This is a genomic window from Streptomyces sp. NPDC046759 (genome assembly GCF_040645475.1).
Taxonomy (GTDB): Bacteria; Actinomycetota; Actinomycetes; order Streptomycetales; family Streptomycetaceae; genus Streptomyces.
This window is the reverse complement of the sequence record NZ_JBEYYJ010000017.1, coordinates 44,020-59,167: the sequence shown is the minus strand read 5'-3', so window position 1 is coordinate 59,167 and position 15,148 is coordinate 44,020. Positions and strand designations below refer to the sequence as shown.

General features: G+C 71.4%; 15 protein-coding genes and 1 pseudogene. 10 read left to right on the top strand and 6 right to left on the bottom strand.

What is annotated here, in order from left to right; all coding sequences use genetic code 11:
• Positions 1 to 236 precede the first annotated feature (236 nt).
• Positions 237 to 656 carry a CBS domain-containing protein gene (locus tag ABZ919_RS22940; protein ID WP_361250774.1) on the top strand — a complete coding sequence of 140 codons (420 nt, stop codon included), beginning with the start codon at positions 237 to 239 and terminating at the stop codon, positions 654 to 656.
• A 254-nt stretch (positions 657 to 910) separates the two neighbouring features.
• On the opposite strand, the gene ABZ919_RS22935 is transcribed toward ABZ919_RS22940, so the two are convergent.
• On the bottom strand, positions 911 to 1,528 hold the full coding sequence (locus tag ABZ919_RS22935; protein WP_361250772.1) for a hypothetical protein: 618 nt from the start codon (positions 1,526 to 1,528) through the stop codon (positions 911 to 913).
• 128 nt (positions 1,529 to 1,656) lie between these two features.
• The gene (locus ABZ919_RS22930) at positions 1,657 to 2,346 is read right to left on the bottom strand and encodes a GAF and ANTAR domain-containing protein (protein WP_361250770.1); all 690 of its coding nucleotides are present in this window, start codon (positions 2,344 to 2,346) and stop codon (positions 1,657 to 1,659) included.
• 339 nt (positions 2,347 to 2,685) lie between these two features.
• Between ABZ919_RS22930 and ABZ919_RS22925 the strand changes: the two genes are divergently transcribed.
• The 5 genes and pseudogenes from ABZ919_RS22925 to ABZ919_RS22905 all read left to right on the top strand — a co-directional run.
• Positions 2,686 to 3,240: a hypothetical protein gene (locus ABZ919_RS22925; RefSeq protein WP_361250767.1), complete on the top strand. Its 555-nt coding sequence runs from the start codon at positions 2,686 to 2,688 to the stop codon at positions 3,238 to 3,240.
• Between the two features lie 60 nt (positions 3,241 to 3,300).
• Positions 3,301 to 4,458, top strand: coding sequence for a PP2C family protein-serine/threonine phosphatase (locus ABZ919_RS22920; protein WP_361251052.1), 1,158 nt, complete (start codon positions 3,301 to 3,303; stop codon positions 4,456 to 4,458).
• A 25-nt stretch (positions 4,459 to 4,483) separates the two neighbouring features.
• Positions 4,484 to 4,777, top strand: coding sequence for a hypothetical protein (locus ABZ919_RS22915; protein WP_361250764.1), 294 nt, complete (start codon positions 4,484 to 4,486; stop codon positions 4,775 to 4,777).
• A gap of 199 nt (positions 4,778 to 4,976) precedes the next feature.
• Positions 4,977 to 5,297 (top strand): GYD domain-containing protein, encoded by a 321-nt coding sequence (locus ABZ919_RS22910; RefSeq protein WP_361250762.1) that lies wholly within the window; start codon positions 4,977 to 4,979, stop codon positions 5,295 to 5,297.
• Positions 5,298 to 5,395: 98 nt separating this feature from the next.
• Positions 5,396 to 6,151 (top strand): annotated as a pseudogene (locus ABZ919_RS22905) (slipin family protein); the annotation flags it as partial.
• 16 nt (positions 6,152 to 6,167) lie between these two features.
• Here ABZ919_RS22905 and ABZ919_RS22900 read toward each other — a convergent pair.
• The gene (locus ABZ919_RS22900; protein ID WP_361250759.1) at positions 6,168 to 7,448 is read right to left on the bottom strand and encodes an MFS transporter; all 1,281 of its coding nucleotides are present in this window, start codon (positions 7,446 to 7,448) and stop codon (positions 6,168 to 6,170) included.
• A gap of 86 nt (positions 7,449 to 7,534) precedes the next feature.
• Between ABZ919_RS22900 and ABZ919_RS22895 the strand changes: the two genes are divergently transcribed.
• From ABZ919_RS22895 to ABZ919_RS22885, 3 genes are all read left to right on the top strand, one after another.
• Positions 7,535 to 8,581, top strand: coding sequence for an ArsR family transcriptional regulator (locus ABZ919_RS22895; RefSeq protein WP_361250756.1), 1,047 nt, complete (start codon positions 7,535 to 7,537; stop codon positions 8,579 to 8,581).
• A 34-nt stretch (positions 8,582 to 8,615) separates the two neighbouring features.
• Positions 8,616 to 9,104 (top strand): glutathione peroxidase, encoded by a 489-nt coding sequence (locus ABZ919_RS22890; RefSeq protein WP_361250755.1) that lies wholly within the window; start codon positions 8,616 to 8,618, stop codon positions 9,102 to 9,104.
• Between the two features lie 68 nt (positions 9,105 to 9,172).
• Positions 9,173 to 10,039: a MerR family transcriptional regulator gene (locus tag ABZ919_RS22885; RefSeq protein WP_361250752.1), complete on the top strand. Its 867-nt coding sequence runs from the start codon at positions 9,173 to 9,175 to the stop codon at positions 10,037 to 10,039.
• 133 nt (positions 10,040 to 10,172) lie between these two features.
• Here the strand turns inward: ABZ919_RS22885 and ABZ919_RS22880 are convergent, their stop codons facing one another.
• From ABZ919_RS22880 to ABZ919_RS22870, 3 genes are all read right to left on the bottom strand, one after another.
• Complete coding sequence (locus ABZ919_RS22880; RefSeq protein ID WP_361250750.1) at positions 10,173 to 10,364, bottom strand: DUF397 domain-containing protein; 192 nt, start codon at positions 10,362 to 10,364, stop codon at positions 10,173 to 10,175.
• Positions 10,365 to 10,553: 189 nt separating this feature from the next.
• A complete protein-coding gene (locus tag ABZ919_RS22875; protein ID WP_361250747.1) occupies positions 10,554 to 11,411 on the bottom strand; it encodes a helix-turn-helix transcriptional regulator in 858 nt (285 codons plus the stop codon).
• Between the two features lie 253 nt (positions 11,412 to 11,664).
• Positions 11,665 to 12,423 carry a GPP34 family phosphoprotein gene (locus ABZ919_RS22870; RefSeq protein WP_361250745.1) on the bottom strand — a complete coding sequence of 253 codons (759 nt, stop codon included), beginning with the start codon at positions 12,421 to 12,423 and terminating at the stop codon, positions 11,665 to 11,667.
• A 181-nt stretch (positions 12,424 to 12,604) separates the two neighbouring features.
• Here ABZ919_RS22870 and ABZ919_RS22865 point away from each other — a divergent pair, with 181 nt between their 5' ends.
• A complete protein-coding gene (locus ABZ919_RS22865; RefSeq protein ID WP_361250742.1) occupies positions 12,605 to 14,989 on the top strand; it encodes a D-alanyl-D-alanine carboxypeptidase in 2,385 nt (794 codons plus the stop codon).
• Positions 14,990 to 15,148: the final 159 nt, after the last annotated feature.

The following is a 15,148-nucleotide window of genomic DNA, read 5'->3' as shown; positions in this document are numbered from 1 at the left end:
CGTCGGCCGGGCGCCCGACGCCACGGCGGACGGCAACGCGGCGACACACGGCAGCCGCATCTGGCACCGGTGTCCGAGGCGGGCCCGCGGCCAGGCCGAAGGGCAATGCGACCGCCGGTGCCACCGCGCACCGCTCGCCCGGGGCGGTGATCCGCCGCCCCCTTGTCCGGCGCGAGGTGGGGGAGGGCGTGCGCCGGGTACCCGGCTGTAGCAGCGGACCCGTGAGAGGAGGCGTCATGGCTCAGCATGTTCGCGACATCATGACCAGCCGACTGGTGACGGTGGGACCCCAGACGTCGGTGACGGCGGTGGCCCGGAAGATGCGTGACGAGGACATCGGCGCCGTCCTGGTGACCGAAGGCGACGAGCTGCGCGGTCTGGTCAGCGACCGCGACCTGGTGGTGCGCGCGCTGGCGGAGGGAGGCGACCCTGAGCAGCAGACCATTGCCTCGGCCTGCAGCGGCGATCTCATCACCGTGACTCCGGACGAGGACCTCGATCACGCGGTGGAGCTCATGCGCGAGCACTCCGTCCGCCGCCTGCCGGTCGTCGACCACGGCCATCCCGTGGGAATCGTCTCCCTGGGCGACATGGCGATCGAAAAGGACCCGGATTCGGCGCTCGGGGACATCAGCGCGGCCAAGTCGAATCGGTAGCACCCGGACCGGAAACGGCGCCTGGGGTCAGGCGGCGGTGATCAGGCGGCGGGCGGTCACTAAGGCGGCGGGCGGTCGTTAAGCCGCTCGGTGCCGCCAGGTGCCGTGAGGTGCCGTGCCGCCCGGTGCCTGGGCGCTCGGCTCCTGGGGGCTCGGCTCCTGGGGACTCGGCGCCCGCGGCTCGAGTGCCGCCGTGGCCGGCCTGGCGGGCGCCGTGTTCGGCCGGCCTGGCGGGCGCCGTGTTTCCGGGTGGCCTAGCGGGCGCCGTCTTCCGGGTGGTGCTCGCCGGAGGGGCCCGGTTCGCGGTGGTGTGCGGACGCCTCCGCCACCTGCTTGAGTGCCGAGGCCGTGGCAGAGTCACCGACCTTGGCGGGCTGCTCGTGCACGTGGCCCTGGGGGTGGGCGTGGCGGAAGCGGGAGTGCTCCAGCCTGTCACCGGGACGCTCCGCCATGGTGCCGGCGGTTTCCCGGGTGGCCTGGCCGGAGTCGGCCCCGGCAGGCCGCCCGCCGCTTCGTGCAGTGCCGTTCTCAACGCCTCCGGACTCGTCGGTCCGGGCCGTCTCCCGTTGCGCGTCCGATCGGGGGCGCGGCTGGGTCAGCCAGGCCACGGCCGCTCCGGTGAGCGCCAGGGGCCATTCCACCACCCCGGCGACACCGAGCACACCGGCTCCGGTGTAGACCGCCATCCGGCGACCACGTGGGGAGATCGCCCCGATCCAGTCGAGCGCAGTGTCGGCGACCCTGCCCACCTGCTCGGCCCCGGGCAGGCGGCGGAGACCGGAGCCGACGGCCCGCAACGGCTGAGGAAGATCCGATGAACTCGTCCTGATGTGGCTCACGTCCTGCTCCCTTGGCCCGTCTTCAGGTGCCATCCCCGAGTTTCCCGATGCCACCCCGCATATGCGGTACCCGACGGTTTGACAGGCCGGGGCAGGGACCCGGCCGGGCTCGGGCGGCCCCGGCGCGGCAGCCGTGCGGTGGGCCGGCCGCCGTACCGCGGTCAGGACAGGCTGCCCTCTTCGCACACCCGGCGGGCCACCTCACGGAGCTTGATGTTGTTCTGCTGCGAATATCGGCGCAGCACGTCGAACGCCTGGTCCTCGGAGAGGTGATGGCTGCCCATGATGATGCCCATGGCTTCCCCGATGAGATGGCGGGTCTCGACGGCCTGCTCCATCTGGGCGTGGGTGCGTGCGCTGGAGAAGGCCACCGCGGCATGGGAGGCCAGCAGCCAGCCGGCCGTCTCACTGACCTCGGTGAACGCCCCGGGCCGAGAGGAGTAGAGGTTCAGTGCGCCGAAGTCCTCGTCCTCGGTGAACAGCAGGAAGCCCATCATGCTGCCGAGTCCCAGTTCACGGGCGGCAGGCACGTAGGCGGGCCAGCGCTGCTCCTCGACGGTGAAGTCGGCGATGCGGAAGACCCGCTCGCCCTGATGGGTGCGGGCCGCCTCGAAACACGGTCCCTCCCGCAGGCGCTCCTGCAACCGGTCGCTGTCGATGACCAGCCGGTGCGTCGGGGCGAGGGTGTCCACACGCCTGCCGCTCAGGATCAAAACGCCGGCGGCCTCGCAGCCCTCGACCAGCTCGGTGGCTGACTCGGTGATCCGCCGCAGGGTTGCATCCACCGAATCCTGCGCCAGCAGATCACGCGCCATGGTCGCCATCTGCTGTGCGAACACACGCCAGTCCATGTCGTCTCTCCTGTCGCCGCCCCCGACAGAGCAGACACCTACCCGCTTCCCCACCGGTAACGACCCAAGGGGGCCGCAGTTCGACAGCGAGCGACGACTGGCCGGGGGAAGGGAATCCCCGACTCCACGTCCGGGACGCCTCCTCCGCCGCCGCCGTCGCCTCCGTCGTCGTCGCCGCCGAGACCGAATACGCGACGACACAACCGCATACCGGCGCTACCTGATCGGGCTCGTGGCGTCACACCTGAGCCGCATCCGAAATGCCGGGCAGGGGAGCTGTCGGTACGTTCATCGCAGGTCGGTCGCCCGGCCGACGTCCGTGAGACAGAGGGAACTGACATGGCCCCGCGTACCTTCGTTGTGGTCGGCGCCGGAGCCGGCGCGACCGTCCTTGCAGCCGCCGGCATCACCTATGCCCTGACCGTCGGATCGTCCCCGGCGGCGTCGTCCGTCCACCGGGCGGCACGGCCTGTCCACCGCGTGGCCCAGCCCGCGCGACGAACCGTTCCTGTGGTGGCCCCCTCGGCCGACAGGAACACCGGCGGAGCGCGGAGCGCGGGCCGCGACGGCGGTGGACGCGGCCGCGGGGAGGACGGAAGGATCTACTTCAACGAACGTGTGTACTCCGCCTCCGTCGACGGCTGCGTCACCGCGGCCTCCGGACTGGGCGCCAGCAGTTTCAGCGTCTTCAACGACAGCCGCCGGACCATCGAGGTGTTCCGGGGCTTCACCTGCGACAACGGCGCCCCGGTCGCCACCGTCGGTCCCCATGGCGAGACCTATGGCGTGGTGACCCGTACGGACCACGGAGGTGACTTCGGCGACGCCGGAGTCCTGTTCGGTGACGACGGCGTCGTGGGCAGTTTCCGGGTGGTCTGCGACCACGACGAGTGACGGCGTCATGCCTGCTCGTGGGGCGTCCTCGACGGTGGCAATGTGGAACACGTGAACCCTGTGGACGGCTTGGCCGGTCTGCGGCAGCTGCGGCGGGCGAACCGCGCGTTGCTCCTGCTCCCGATCGTCCTCATCGTGGTGATCACGGCAGTCGACCAGCTCGTCCCGGAGGACGTTCATCTCGGACCGCTCCTGGTGATCGCCCCCGCGATCACCGCCTCGTTCGCCGGCCCCTGGCTCACCGGTCTGGTCGGCTTCCTGTCCGTGGCGGCGCAGGCGTACATCGGCTGGCACTTCGGCGTGCTGTTCTCGCGCAACGTGCTGGTGCAGATCCTCGCCCTGACGGTGTTGTCGGCCCTGAGCGTGTTCTTCTGCGCGGTGATCGAGCGACGCCAACGCCAGCTGGCGCAGGTGCGGTCGGTCGCCGAGGCCGCGCAGCACAGCCTGCTGTGGCCGCTGCCGGAGCGCATGGGTTCGGTACGGATCGCCTGCCTGTACATGGCCGCCGAGGACGAGGCGCAGATCGGCGGTGACCTGTACGCGGCCACCCGCGTCACCGGCGGCGTGCGCGTCATGATCGGAGACGTCCGGGGCAAGGGCCTGTCCGCCATCGGCGAAGCCGCTCTCCTGCTCGGAGCCTTCCGGGAGGCCGCCCACCGGCACGCCACGCTTCCCGATCTGGCCGCCACCCTGGAACACAGCGTGACCCGCTACCTGGCCGACTTCGAGCCGTCCGCGGAGGCCGGCGAGCGTTTCGCGACCGCCTTGCTGCTGGAGCTCCCCGACGACGACCACGTCGTCCGCATGATCAGCTGTGGGCATCCCCCGCCCCTGTTGCTCAGCCCGATCAGCGACCTGACGGTACCCGGCCTGCACCCCGCGCCTCCGCTGGGCATCACGGAAGCGGGGCCGGATGCGTACACCATCGACGTGGCTCCCTTCGAGCCGGGCGACACCCTCCTGCTCTACACGGACGGCGCCATCGAGGCCCGGGACGCCGACGGGCGCTTCTACCCCCTGGAGACGCGGGCAGCCCAATGGAACAGGTCCGGTCCGGAATCGCTGCTCCACCACATCCAACGCGATCTGCTCGCCCATGCCCGCGGACGCCTCAACGACGACGCGGCCCTCGTCGCACTCCACCGCCAGGCCGAGGGTCACGGGCACCGCCTCCACGGGCGCATCGTCCACTCGGGCGGGGTCGGTCACGCCTCGTGAGCCGGGAAGTGGCAGGAGCGTTTCCATGAGCGTCGAGAAGGACTGGGCGTACCGGGTGGAGGAGCCGCACGGCTCCGAGGGCTGGCGTCCCTACGGCGAGCGCCCCGAGCGCTGGCACGGGACCATCACCACCGACGCGGAGGAGAAGGCCGCCGAGTACGTCGCCGCCCTCGTGGTCACCGACCTGGTGTCCGAGTGGGACCTCCGGGGGATCGCCCGCAAGCACGTGCGCGTGACCGTCTGGGAGGACGAGGAAGGCACCGGTCCCGAGGACGCGGCCCTCACGATAGAGATCCGGCCCCACATGGACGGAGTGTGAGGCCATCAGCCGCGCGCACCAGCAGGAGGGCGGGAGTCCGTTGATCACGGTGGCGCGGGGCACCACGGGCGCCCTCGTCCTCGTCGTCGTCCTCGTCGTCGTCGTAACGAGTGAATCAGGCCGTCAGGTGCGTGGCGGCCGGCGCCACAGCGGGAAGTGCACCTGCGTACCGGACACGTCGCGGGCAGGGAGCGTCCCCATGCCGAAGTTCCTCATTCAGGCCACCTACACGCCCGAGGGCACGAAGGGGCTGCTCCAGGAAGGTGCCAGTGGCCGCCGCGCCGCCGTCGACCAGGTCGTGGCCGGCCTCGGCGGGACGGTCGAGGCCATGTACTTCGCCTTCGGAGAGCACGACCTCGTGTGCATCATCGACTTCCCCGACCCCGTCTCCATGGCCGCCGTCAGCCTCAGCGTCAAGGCCAGCGGCGCGCTCCACACCCGGGCCACTCCCCTGCTCACCCTGGACGAGATCGACGAGGCCGCCCGCCGGCAGGTCGCCTTCCGCGCCCCCGGCGCGTGACGGATTCTTGACGCAGTCCTGACGCGGACGGCCGCATCCTTTCTGCCACCGCCGGTGTCCTTCCTCGTGTCCCTAGCCGATGCGAGGAATGGAGTGCCATGGAAGGCACCGTGGTGGCGGTCGTCGTGGTGGCGCTGTTGGCGCTGCTCGTGCTCAGGAGCGGGATGCGGGTGGTCAACCAGGTGGAGCGGGGGGTCGTGTTCCGGTGGGGCAAGGCCCTGCCGGACTACCGGCAGCCCGGCATCACCTTCCTGATCCCCTTCGCCGACCGTATGCGCAAGGTGAACGTGCAGATCGTGACCATGCCGGTGCCGACCCAGGAGGGCATCACCAAGGACAACGTGTCGGTGAAGGTGGACGCGGTCGTCTACTTCCGGGTGACCGACCCGGTGCGCGCGGCCATCGAGGTCCAGGACTACGTGTTCGCCGTCGGCCAGGTGGCCCAGTCCTCGCTGCGTTCCATCATCGGCAAGAGCGATCTGGACGATCTGCTCAGTGACCGGGAGCGGCTGCACGAGGGGCTGGCGCTCATGATCGACAGTCCGGCCACCGGGTGGGGGATCCACATCGACCGGGTCGAGATCAAGGACGTGCAGCTGCCGGAGTCGCTGAAGCGGTCGATGTCGCGGCAGGCCGAGGCCGAACGGGAGCGCCGGGCCCGGGTCATCACCGCCGACGGCGAGTTCCAGGCCGCACAGCAGCTCGCCAACGCCTCACGGATCATGTCCGACACCCCGGAGGCCATGCAGCTGCGCCTGCTGCAGACCGTCGTCGAGGTGGCCGCCGAGAAGAACTCCACGCTGGTGATGCCGTTCCCGGTCGAGCTGCTGCGTTACTTCGACCGGGCCGCACAGAAGATCGGCACCGATCTCAGCGTGCCCGGGGGCCAGGGGACTCCGGATCCGGCTCCGGCCCCGGTCGCGCCGGTCGCGGCTCCGGACCCGGCGCCGGCCGCGGCTCCCGCCCCGGCCGGGCAGGCCCCGGTTCCGGCGCAGGAGAACGCCGAGCTGCCGTAGCCAGCACCAGCGTCATGCACACCGAGCCCGCCGCCATCGCCGTCATCCCGGCGGCGGGCGAGGTGAGTTGGGCCACCGCACCGGCCAGCACCGCGCTCACTCCCTGCATGGTCAGCATGCCGGACGAGTGCAGCCCCAGGGCCTGACCGGCGAGTTCACCCGGGGTCAGCTCCATCAGCCGCTCCTGCTGGACGAGGCTCGCGCCGAAGCCCACGGAGGCGACCGCCACGCACACCGCCGCCACCGGGAGCGGCGGCCGCGCGCAGAACACCAGGTACGGCGCCGCCAGCACCAGCAACAGGGGCGTGGCCAGGCGGCGCCGGACGGCGGGCGGCAGCAGCCGGCCCACCGTCGCGTCCCCGGCGAACATTCCCAGCGCCCCGCAGGCGAACAGGGTGCCGGCGGCGTGCGGAGCGTAGGACACGTACAGCGACTCGCAGCCGACGACCATGCCGTTGGGCAGCCACAGGCCCAGATAGGTGAGGCGGCGCGGGCGGGACGACCACAGCAGGGCGTTGGTGCGCCAGGTCGCCGGGGCGGAGGGACGGCCCGCCGTACGGGGCGGGCGGGCGCTCAGGCCGAGGCGCAGCACCAGCGCGGCCGTCAGGTACAGGGCCGCCGACAGCAGCAGGCACACGCGCGGGGAGAGGGCGGTCAGCAGGGCACCACCGGTGGCGAACCCGGCGACCTGCGTCAGCCCGCCCATCATGTTGAACAGCGAGCGCCCCGGCAGATAGCCGTCCTTGGCGAGGACCTCGTTCAGCAGACCCCAGCGGACCCCGCCGCCGAGCGAGGCCACGAGGCCCAGCAGGAGGACGACGGCGAAGACGGCGCCGACCGGCAGGCCGGGCACCGCCTGGACCGCCGTACCGGCCGCGAAGGCCAGCGCGATCAGCGACAGCGCCGTACGCGGCGGCAGCCGGTCGGCACCGGACAGCAGGACGGTCGCGCCCAGCACCTGGGCGAGGGACGGGCCGAACATGCTCACCGCCGACAGCAGCGGCGAGCCGGTCGCCCGGTACACGAGCGTGGCGAGAGCCAGCCCGCCGACGGTCTGTGCCGCGGTCTGCGCTGCCGAGCCGAGGAAGAGCGGGGTGAACTCCGGGGTGCCGAACAGGGATCGATAGCTGGGCATGCCGGGGAGTCTCGGCCGGTACCCGGCGGGCTCGTTATTGTTTCGCCGGAGCGCGAAAGGTCGTACGGCCGCGAGGGGGTGCCCACGTGGGCTGGTGGGAGCTCGACGCGGACACGCTCGCCCGGAGCCGGTTCGTCGTCTCACCGCTCGCCGAGACCTTCGCCTGCCTGAAGCTGCTGCACGCGGCGGCACCCGCGCATCCCGGCGAGCAGGAGTGGCTGCGCACCCATCTGCCCGCCTACCGGGCGCGGCTGGCGGCGGACCCCGTGTCGGCGCGGCTGATACGGGCCGGACTCGGCCGGGAGTGGATCGCCGACTTCCTGACCCCGGCGCCCCGCGACGGGGCGGCGTTCGCGGACGAGGTCGCCCGGGTCCGCTCGACGGCGCCCCGGGCCGCCCGCGCCCATCTGCGCACCGCCCTCGCCGGCCCGCTCCCCGCCGGGCTGGACCGCGACGACCTGCCCGAGCGGGCGGCCGTGCTCCTCCAGTGGGTGTGGGAGGCGACCGTACGGCCGTCCTGGGGGCGGCGCCGGCGGGTGCTGGAGGCGGACGTGGTCGCACGGACCGCACAGGTGAGCCGGGGCGGCTGGGCGACCGTACTCGACGCGCTGCGCCCCGGCCGCACCCGCTGGCTCGGCGAGAACCGGCTCCAGATCAACCTCCACGAGTACCCGCCCCGCGAGATCTCCGGCGCCGAGCTGATCTTCGTGCCGGTGACCGTGCAGCGGGCGGGCTGGGTGGCCTGGGAGGACGGGGTGCGCTACGCCGCGGTCTACCCCTGCGCCGGCGCCCTCGCCCACCCCGCCGACCGAACCGTCCCCTCCGCCCTGGGCCCGCTGCTGGGCCCGTCCCGGGCCGAGGTTCTGGTCCTGCTGTCCTCCCCCATGAGCACCACCCAGCTGACGGCGGTGACGGGACAGGGCCTGGGCTCGGTGGGCCGCCATCTGAAGGTGCTGCGGGAGGCGGGGCTGGTGGAGCGGCGGCGGGCCGGGCGATCGGTGCTGTACGCACGCACGGCGGCGGGCGACGTCCTGCTGGAAGCGGTGGGACAGCGCGCTCCGAAGGGGCGCGGGGAACTGCGCGGGCGACCACGACGGACCCGCGGCCGAACGACGGCCCATGACGGCCCATGACGGCCCGGCCCAGCGGAGCGCCTAGCATCCAGGCATGACCAATGCACTGAACGTCGAGATCGGCGCCCTGCAGGGCGGCCCCGCGAACCTCTCCCAGTACGAGGGCAAGACCGTCCTCGTCGTCAACGTGGCCTCCAAGTGCGGCCTCACCCCCCAGTACACCGGCCTGGAGAAGCTCCAGGAGCGCTACGCCGACCGCGGCTTCACCGTGCTCGGCGTGCCCTGCAACCAGTTCCTCGGCCAGGAGCCCGGCACCGCCGAGGAGATCGCGGAGTTCTGCTCGGCGACGTACGGCGTGACCTTCCCGCTCACCGAGAAGATCGAGGTGAACGGCGAGGACCGGCACCCGCTGTACCAGCGGCTGGTGGACGTCGCCGACGCCGAGGGACACAGCGGTGACATCCGGTGGAACTTCGAGAAGTTCCTGATCGGGCGGGACGGCACGGTCGTGGCCCGCTTCTCGCCGCAGACCGAGCCGGAGTCGGACGCGGTCGTGGCGGCCATCGAGGCGCAGCTCGGCTGAGCACGGCTTGACCTTGCCCCTGGGGCAGGGCCGAGCGTTCCTGTCACCGGGCGGCGAGGATCCGCCCGGTGACGGAGGATGACACGGTGGACGACGACCTGCTCACCATCGGCGCGTTCGCCGCGCGGTCCCGGCTGTCGGCCAAGGCGCTGCGCCTGTACGACCGGCTCGGCCTGCTGGCGCCGGCGTATGTCGACGAGGCGAGCGGCTACCGCTACTACCGCGCCGACCAGGCCGAACGCGCCCGTCTGGTGGCCCTGCTGCGGCAGCTGGACATGCCGCTGGCCCGGATCGCCGAGGTGCTCGGGGCCGAGGGTCCCGACGCCGCGGACCGGCTCGCCGCCTACTGGACGGACGTGGAGAGCCGGGTGGCGGGGCAGCGGACGCTCGCCGAGTACCTCCGTGGACGGCTGTCCGGGAGGAGCTCCGAGATGTACGAGAAGTTCGTGATCGAGACCGTGGACGTGCCGGCGCAGGTGGTGATCACCGAGGCACGCCACACGCTGGCGGACGAGTTGCCGACGTGGATCGGCGCGTCGCTGGGCCGGCTGGAGGCCGCGGCGCGGGAGTGCGGGGGCATGACGGGCGCACCGTTCGTCGTCTACCACTCCGAGGTGTCCATGGAGAGCGACGGCCCGGCGGAGTCCTGTGTGCCGGTGGCCGACGAGGCGGCGGCCCGGGCGTGGGCCGCCGAGCGGGGGAGGGCCTGGAAGACGACGGTACGGGTGGAGCCGGCGGCCCGGCTGGCCTACACCCGGATCACCAAGGCGCAGGTGGCGAACCCGCAGATCATGGCCGCGTTCGAGGCGGTGGAGCAGTGGATGGCGGGCGAAGGTTTGGAGATGGCCGGTCCCTGCCGCGAGATCTACTTCGGCGAGTGGGACGCGGCAGGCCCCGAGGACCAGGTGTGCGACGTGGCGTTCCCGGTGCGGTGAGCCGCCGGGACCACCGGAAAGGGACCGAGCCCTCTCGGCAAGGACGGCGACTGGTCGAGAGGGCTCTTCTGGTGGTGCTTGTGAAGTTGTGTTCGTCGGGAGGTCTTTACGGGCGAAGGTCAGGGAGGGCTCCCTAGGCCTTGACCGAGGCCACGAAGGCGTTCCACGCGTCGGCGGGGAAGGCCAGGACCGGGCCCTCGACGACCTTGGAGTCACGGACGGCGAGTTCGGCGTCGGCGGGCGACTTGACCTCGACGCAGGCGCCGTTGCCCGCGGAATAGGAAGACTTCATCCACGTCTCCGAAGCGCCCTGAATCAGTGCCATGTCCACTCCTGTTGCGAGTTGCGATAGTGCGGTTCACGCCAACCTTGTCGTCTGATTGGCGTGATCGACGCTACCGGGCAACGGCCGTCGCTGGAGTAGTCGTTCACTCAACCGGGCGGCATATTCCAGGTGAGCCTTCCATTGGAGTGGACCTTCGGTGTACGATCCGGCGCCCTCTGTGACAGCAGCTTATTCGGCGTACTGCTTGGCCACCTTCGCAATGAATTGCCGGGATTGCTCCACATTGAGGGACTGTGCCCGCAAGTGCTCGTACATCACGGCGTACTTCTGCACGTCCTGGGCCTTCTCCAGGTACAGGTCGCTGGTGACGCCCTCCAGGTACACCACACTGGAGTCGGCCGCGTCGGTGAACTCCAGGATCGCGTACTGGCCGTTGAGGCCGGGATGCGCGCCCACCTCGAACGGCAGCACCTGCACGGTGACGTGCGGCAGGTGGGACATCTCGATCAGATGCTCCAGCTGCTCACGCATCACCAGCTTGCTGCCGACCACGCGCTTCAGCGCCGCCTCGTCGAGCACGACCCACAGCCGGAGCGGGTTGATCTCGGCGGTGATACGTTCCTGTCGGCGCATGCGCACCTGCACACGCTTCTCGATCTCGGCGGTCGACGTCTCCGGCAGCGCGCCCTGCACCAGGGCCTCCGCGTAGGCACGGGTCTGCAACAGACCGGTCACCAGCTGAGGTTCGTACACCCGCAGCGACTCGGCGTCGGTCTCGAGACCGATGTAGACGCTGTACGGGATGTCACCGAAGGTGTGCCACCACCCCTGCTGGCGGGAGTCCCGTGCCATCTCCATCAGCGAATCGACGATCCGCTGGTCCTCGACCTCGTACACCCCGCACAGATCGCGCACATCGCGCTGACTGATGCTTCTGCGGCCGTTCTCCAGCCGGCTGATCTTCGACTGCGACACGAGCAGACGCTCGGCCACTTCCTCGGCCGTCATGCCTTTGAGCTCGCGGAGCCTGCGCAGCTCCTGGCCCAGCCGGCGCCGCCTGACGGTGGGATTGACATTGGACGCCACGGGACGTGCACCTCCGGCTGCCTGCCTGTTCCTTGACACTATCCGTATCTGCTGCTGAGCAGACTGCCACCAAGGTGCTTTCTACCGCTGGGAAATGGTGGATATGCGGCGCGTACGCGTCAGTTCGCCACGGCTCGCCGTCCGAGGGGGCGCCGTGCACGCAGTCGAGCGGGACGGCGAGATCCCGAGGATCTCGTCGCCCCGCTCTGACCAGCGGCTCCCGAACCGGGCCTGGGGGGACCGGGGTTACGACTCAATGGGCCACGGCGCGCGCCATGGACCCGCGGTGCGGCTGCATCGGAACCCCGCGCGCGGGTTCCGCCGCGGACCTGGCACCGGCCACACCCTGCCGCCCGCCGACGGCGGCGGTGCCCCGGCGCGGCTGTGCGGCGGCACCGCTCTGCACGTCCATCACGGCGTGAGCGACAAGACCGCCCATGGGGTCGTGCCGGATCAGATCCCGCAACCGGGACCGGGACGACCGTCCCTCGTTCCCCGGATACAGGTGCTTGCCGAGTCCGACGGCGTGCGCCAGGGCGGCGAGTGCCGCGGTCCGCGGGTCCGGCGGTACGCCGGTGCGGATCGCGGAATCCAGCCTGGAGCGGATCTCCCGGCTGATGGCGGTGTCCGTCGCCTGATAGCGCGTCGTCGGCAGCACCCCGCACATCTGGCCGGGCACGGCGGCGACCATGCCACACCGCTCCAGATGCGAGAGGTACGTCTGACGGAGCCCCAGCCGGGGCCCGCCGATCCAGTGGACGGCACGTACGGGAGCGCCACGCCTTCGCAGCAACTCCAACGCGCAGTCCAGAGTCGGATCTCCTGTCGGCCGTGGCACCACCACGGCGATACGATCCCCGTCTGGGGCTATCCGTCCGGCCAGCGCCAGCTCCACTAGCTGTGCACCGGCCAGACCGAGGTCGAGCGACTGCGGCTGCGCAGTGGTACCCGTGGTCGGGTCCAGTGCCAGCAGCAGAAGCTCCTCCGGAAGTGTTCTGCGGCTCCTGCCCATCCATGCCTCCCCGCGTGGATGAATGACAGGGTGACCCCTCTCACATTGGTCTGTCGAGGGTGCGTGACCGGTTCGTGAGGGAACCGGTAGGTATGTCGTTCTCGTCTACCGCAGGGGCCAAGCCCTCACACAGGACACTGGTACATGGTTCGGACAGGGCGCGCGCGTAGGCGTGCGGCGCATGGAGGAGGCATCGGTGGCGGGCGAGTCCCCCGACAGGTCGAAGCAGCGCGAGTCGTCGGCAGAACCGACGTCGGGGAGCGCGGGTCCGGTTCCCGAGGCACGTGATCCGCGCCTCGCGGTCTCCCGGGAAAAGGATTCCTCGCCCGGCGGCGTGGACACCGCGACGAAGATTCTGTCGGTCCGGGACGCGAAGGCCCCCGCCGAGGAGACCCCTTCGGAGGACGTCGCCCTCCGCGACGCGGTCTCGGCCTGGGTGCGCGGCGCCGCCCCCGCCGACTCCGAGGGGGCGTCTGACGCCGGCTCCCGGGCGACGTCTGACGGCGAGGCCGAGCCGGAGGACGCCGAGCCGGAGGACGGCAAGGCCGAGGACGGCGACAGCGACGGCGACGGCGACGGCGACGGGAAGGCTGACGCGGGTACGGAGACGCACGCCGAGGCGGCCTCCGGCACGGACAACGAGGCCGAGGCGAACTCCGAGGCCGACTCCGAGGCTGACGGGGACTCGGCCGACACCGAGGCCGACAGCGACGCTGCGGCCGAGGCCGAGGCCGACGATGACGTTGCTGAGGCAAAGGACGACGCCGAGGCCGAGACGACCTCGGAGCCGGAGAAGACGCAGGGGACGGCAGAGACCGGCGCTGCGGAGACCGAGGCGGCGGAGACCGACGCGGCGGAGGCCGGGGACGAGCCCGAGGCCGCCGACGGCGAGGACGCCCCACAGGGGCCGGCCGCGGCCGACGACGAGAGCCGCACGGGTGCTGCGGGCGGGAACACGGACGCCGAAGACGAAGCCGAGGCGGAGCCGGAGGCGGAGGACACCCCCGCCGAGGCGCCGCAGGCAAAGGACCCGCAGGCCGCCGTCGACCAGCCCACCACCGTCTTCAAGGCCATAAAACCCAAGACGGACCCGCAGGTCGATCAGCCGACGACCATGCTCAAGCTCGGCGGCAAACCCGGCGCCCCCGAGTCCGACCCGGAGCGCACCAGCAAGTTCGTCGCGCTCAAGAACGACCTCTCCCCGAAGCCGGCGCCCGCCAAGGCGGACGTCACCACCCCCGTCCCCCAGGTGGGCCCCGAGCGCACCACCCAGCAGCCGCTCCCCCCGAAGCCCCCGCTGGACCTCCTGGCGGAGCTGACGAACACGCCCCCGCCCCCGGAGACGCCGGTCCGCACGATCGTGCGCCGGTTCAAGATCTGGACGCCGCTGGTCCTGCTGCTGGCGATCATCTTCGCGGTCGTACAGGCGGTGCGCCCGTTGCCGTCCTCCGCCCTCGCGCTCTCCGCCAAGGACAGCTACACCTTCGGCGGCGGCGCGGTGAACCTGTCGTGGCCGGGCGAGGGCCAGGGCTGGATGGACGGCGACGGCATCGGCACGATGGGGCACTTCGGCAAGCAGACCCCCGTGGCCATCGGCTCGGTCGCCAAGACCATGACCTCGTACCTCATCCTGCGGGACCACCCGCTGAAGCCGGGCCAGGAGGGCCCGAAGATCACGGTCGACGCCCAGGCGGAGAAGGAGGGCGGCTACAGCAAGAGCGGCGAGTCCACCGTCAACACCCTCCACGCCGGTGACCGCATCACCGAGAAGCAGGCCCTGTCGGCCGTCATGATCCCCTCCGCCAACAACATCGCCCGGCTCCTGGCGCGCTGGGACGCGGGCTCGGAGGCGGCGTTCGTCGAGAAGATGAACGCCGCCGCCAAGGAGCTGGGGATGACCCGCACGACGTACACCGACCCCTCGGGCCTGAAGGAGACCACCGTCTCCACGGCGCAGGACCAGGTGAAGCTCGGCCGTGTGGTCGTGAAGAACCCGGCCCTGGTCGCCATCACCAGCGCGGCCAGCTGGACGGACCCCACCGGCCACAACTGGCCCAACTGGAACAAGCTGCCGTTCCAGATGGGCGCGATCGGCATCAAGACCGGCAGCACCACCGCGGCCGGCGGCAACCTGCTCTTCGCCTCCCGCAAATCGGTCGGCGGGCAGACGGTGACGATCGTCGGCGCGATCCTCGGCCAGCACCGGGGACCGTCGATCCTCGACACGGTGAACACGGTCAGCAAGACCGCGCTGCTCGCCGCCCAGGACGCGCTGACCTCGGCGAAGATCCTGAAGAAGGGTGAGGTGGTCGGCTATGTGGACGACCAGCTCGGCGGCCGCACACCGGTCGTGGTCACCCAGGACGTCGTCGCGCCCGGCTGGTCGGGGCTGAAGGTGAAGCTGTCCTTCGCCTCCGGCAAGGTGCCGCACACCGCGAAGGCCGGCACCCGGGTCGGCTCGCTCACCGTGGGTGACGGTTCGGCCGGTGCCGTCAAGGTGCCGGTGGTCCTGCAGAAGGACCTGGCGGAGCCCGGCTTCGGCGCCAAGCTGACCCGTCTGGGCTGACGTCCGGGCGGCTCGCACCGCCGGCCGCCCGACCCGCGCACCCCGTCACGGAGCCCCACCCGGGGGCCTCGTGGCGGGGTGCGTGCTAGCGTCACGAATCGGGGCAGGTCGCCGGTCACGGGACACGGCCGCGAACTGGACGGGAAGCGGCCGGGAACA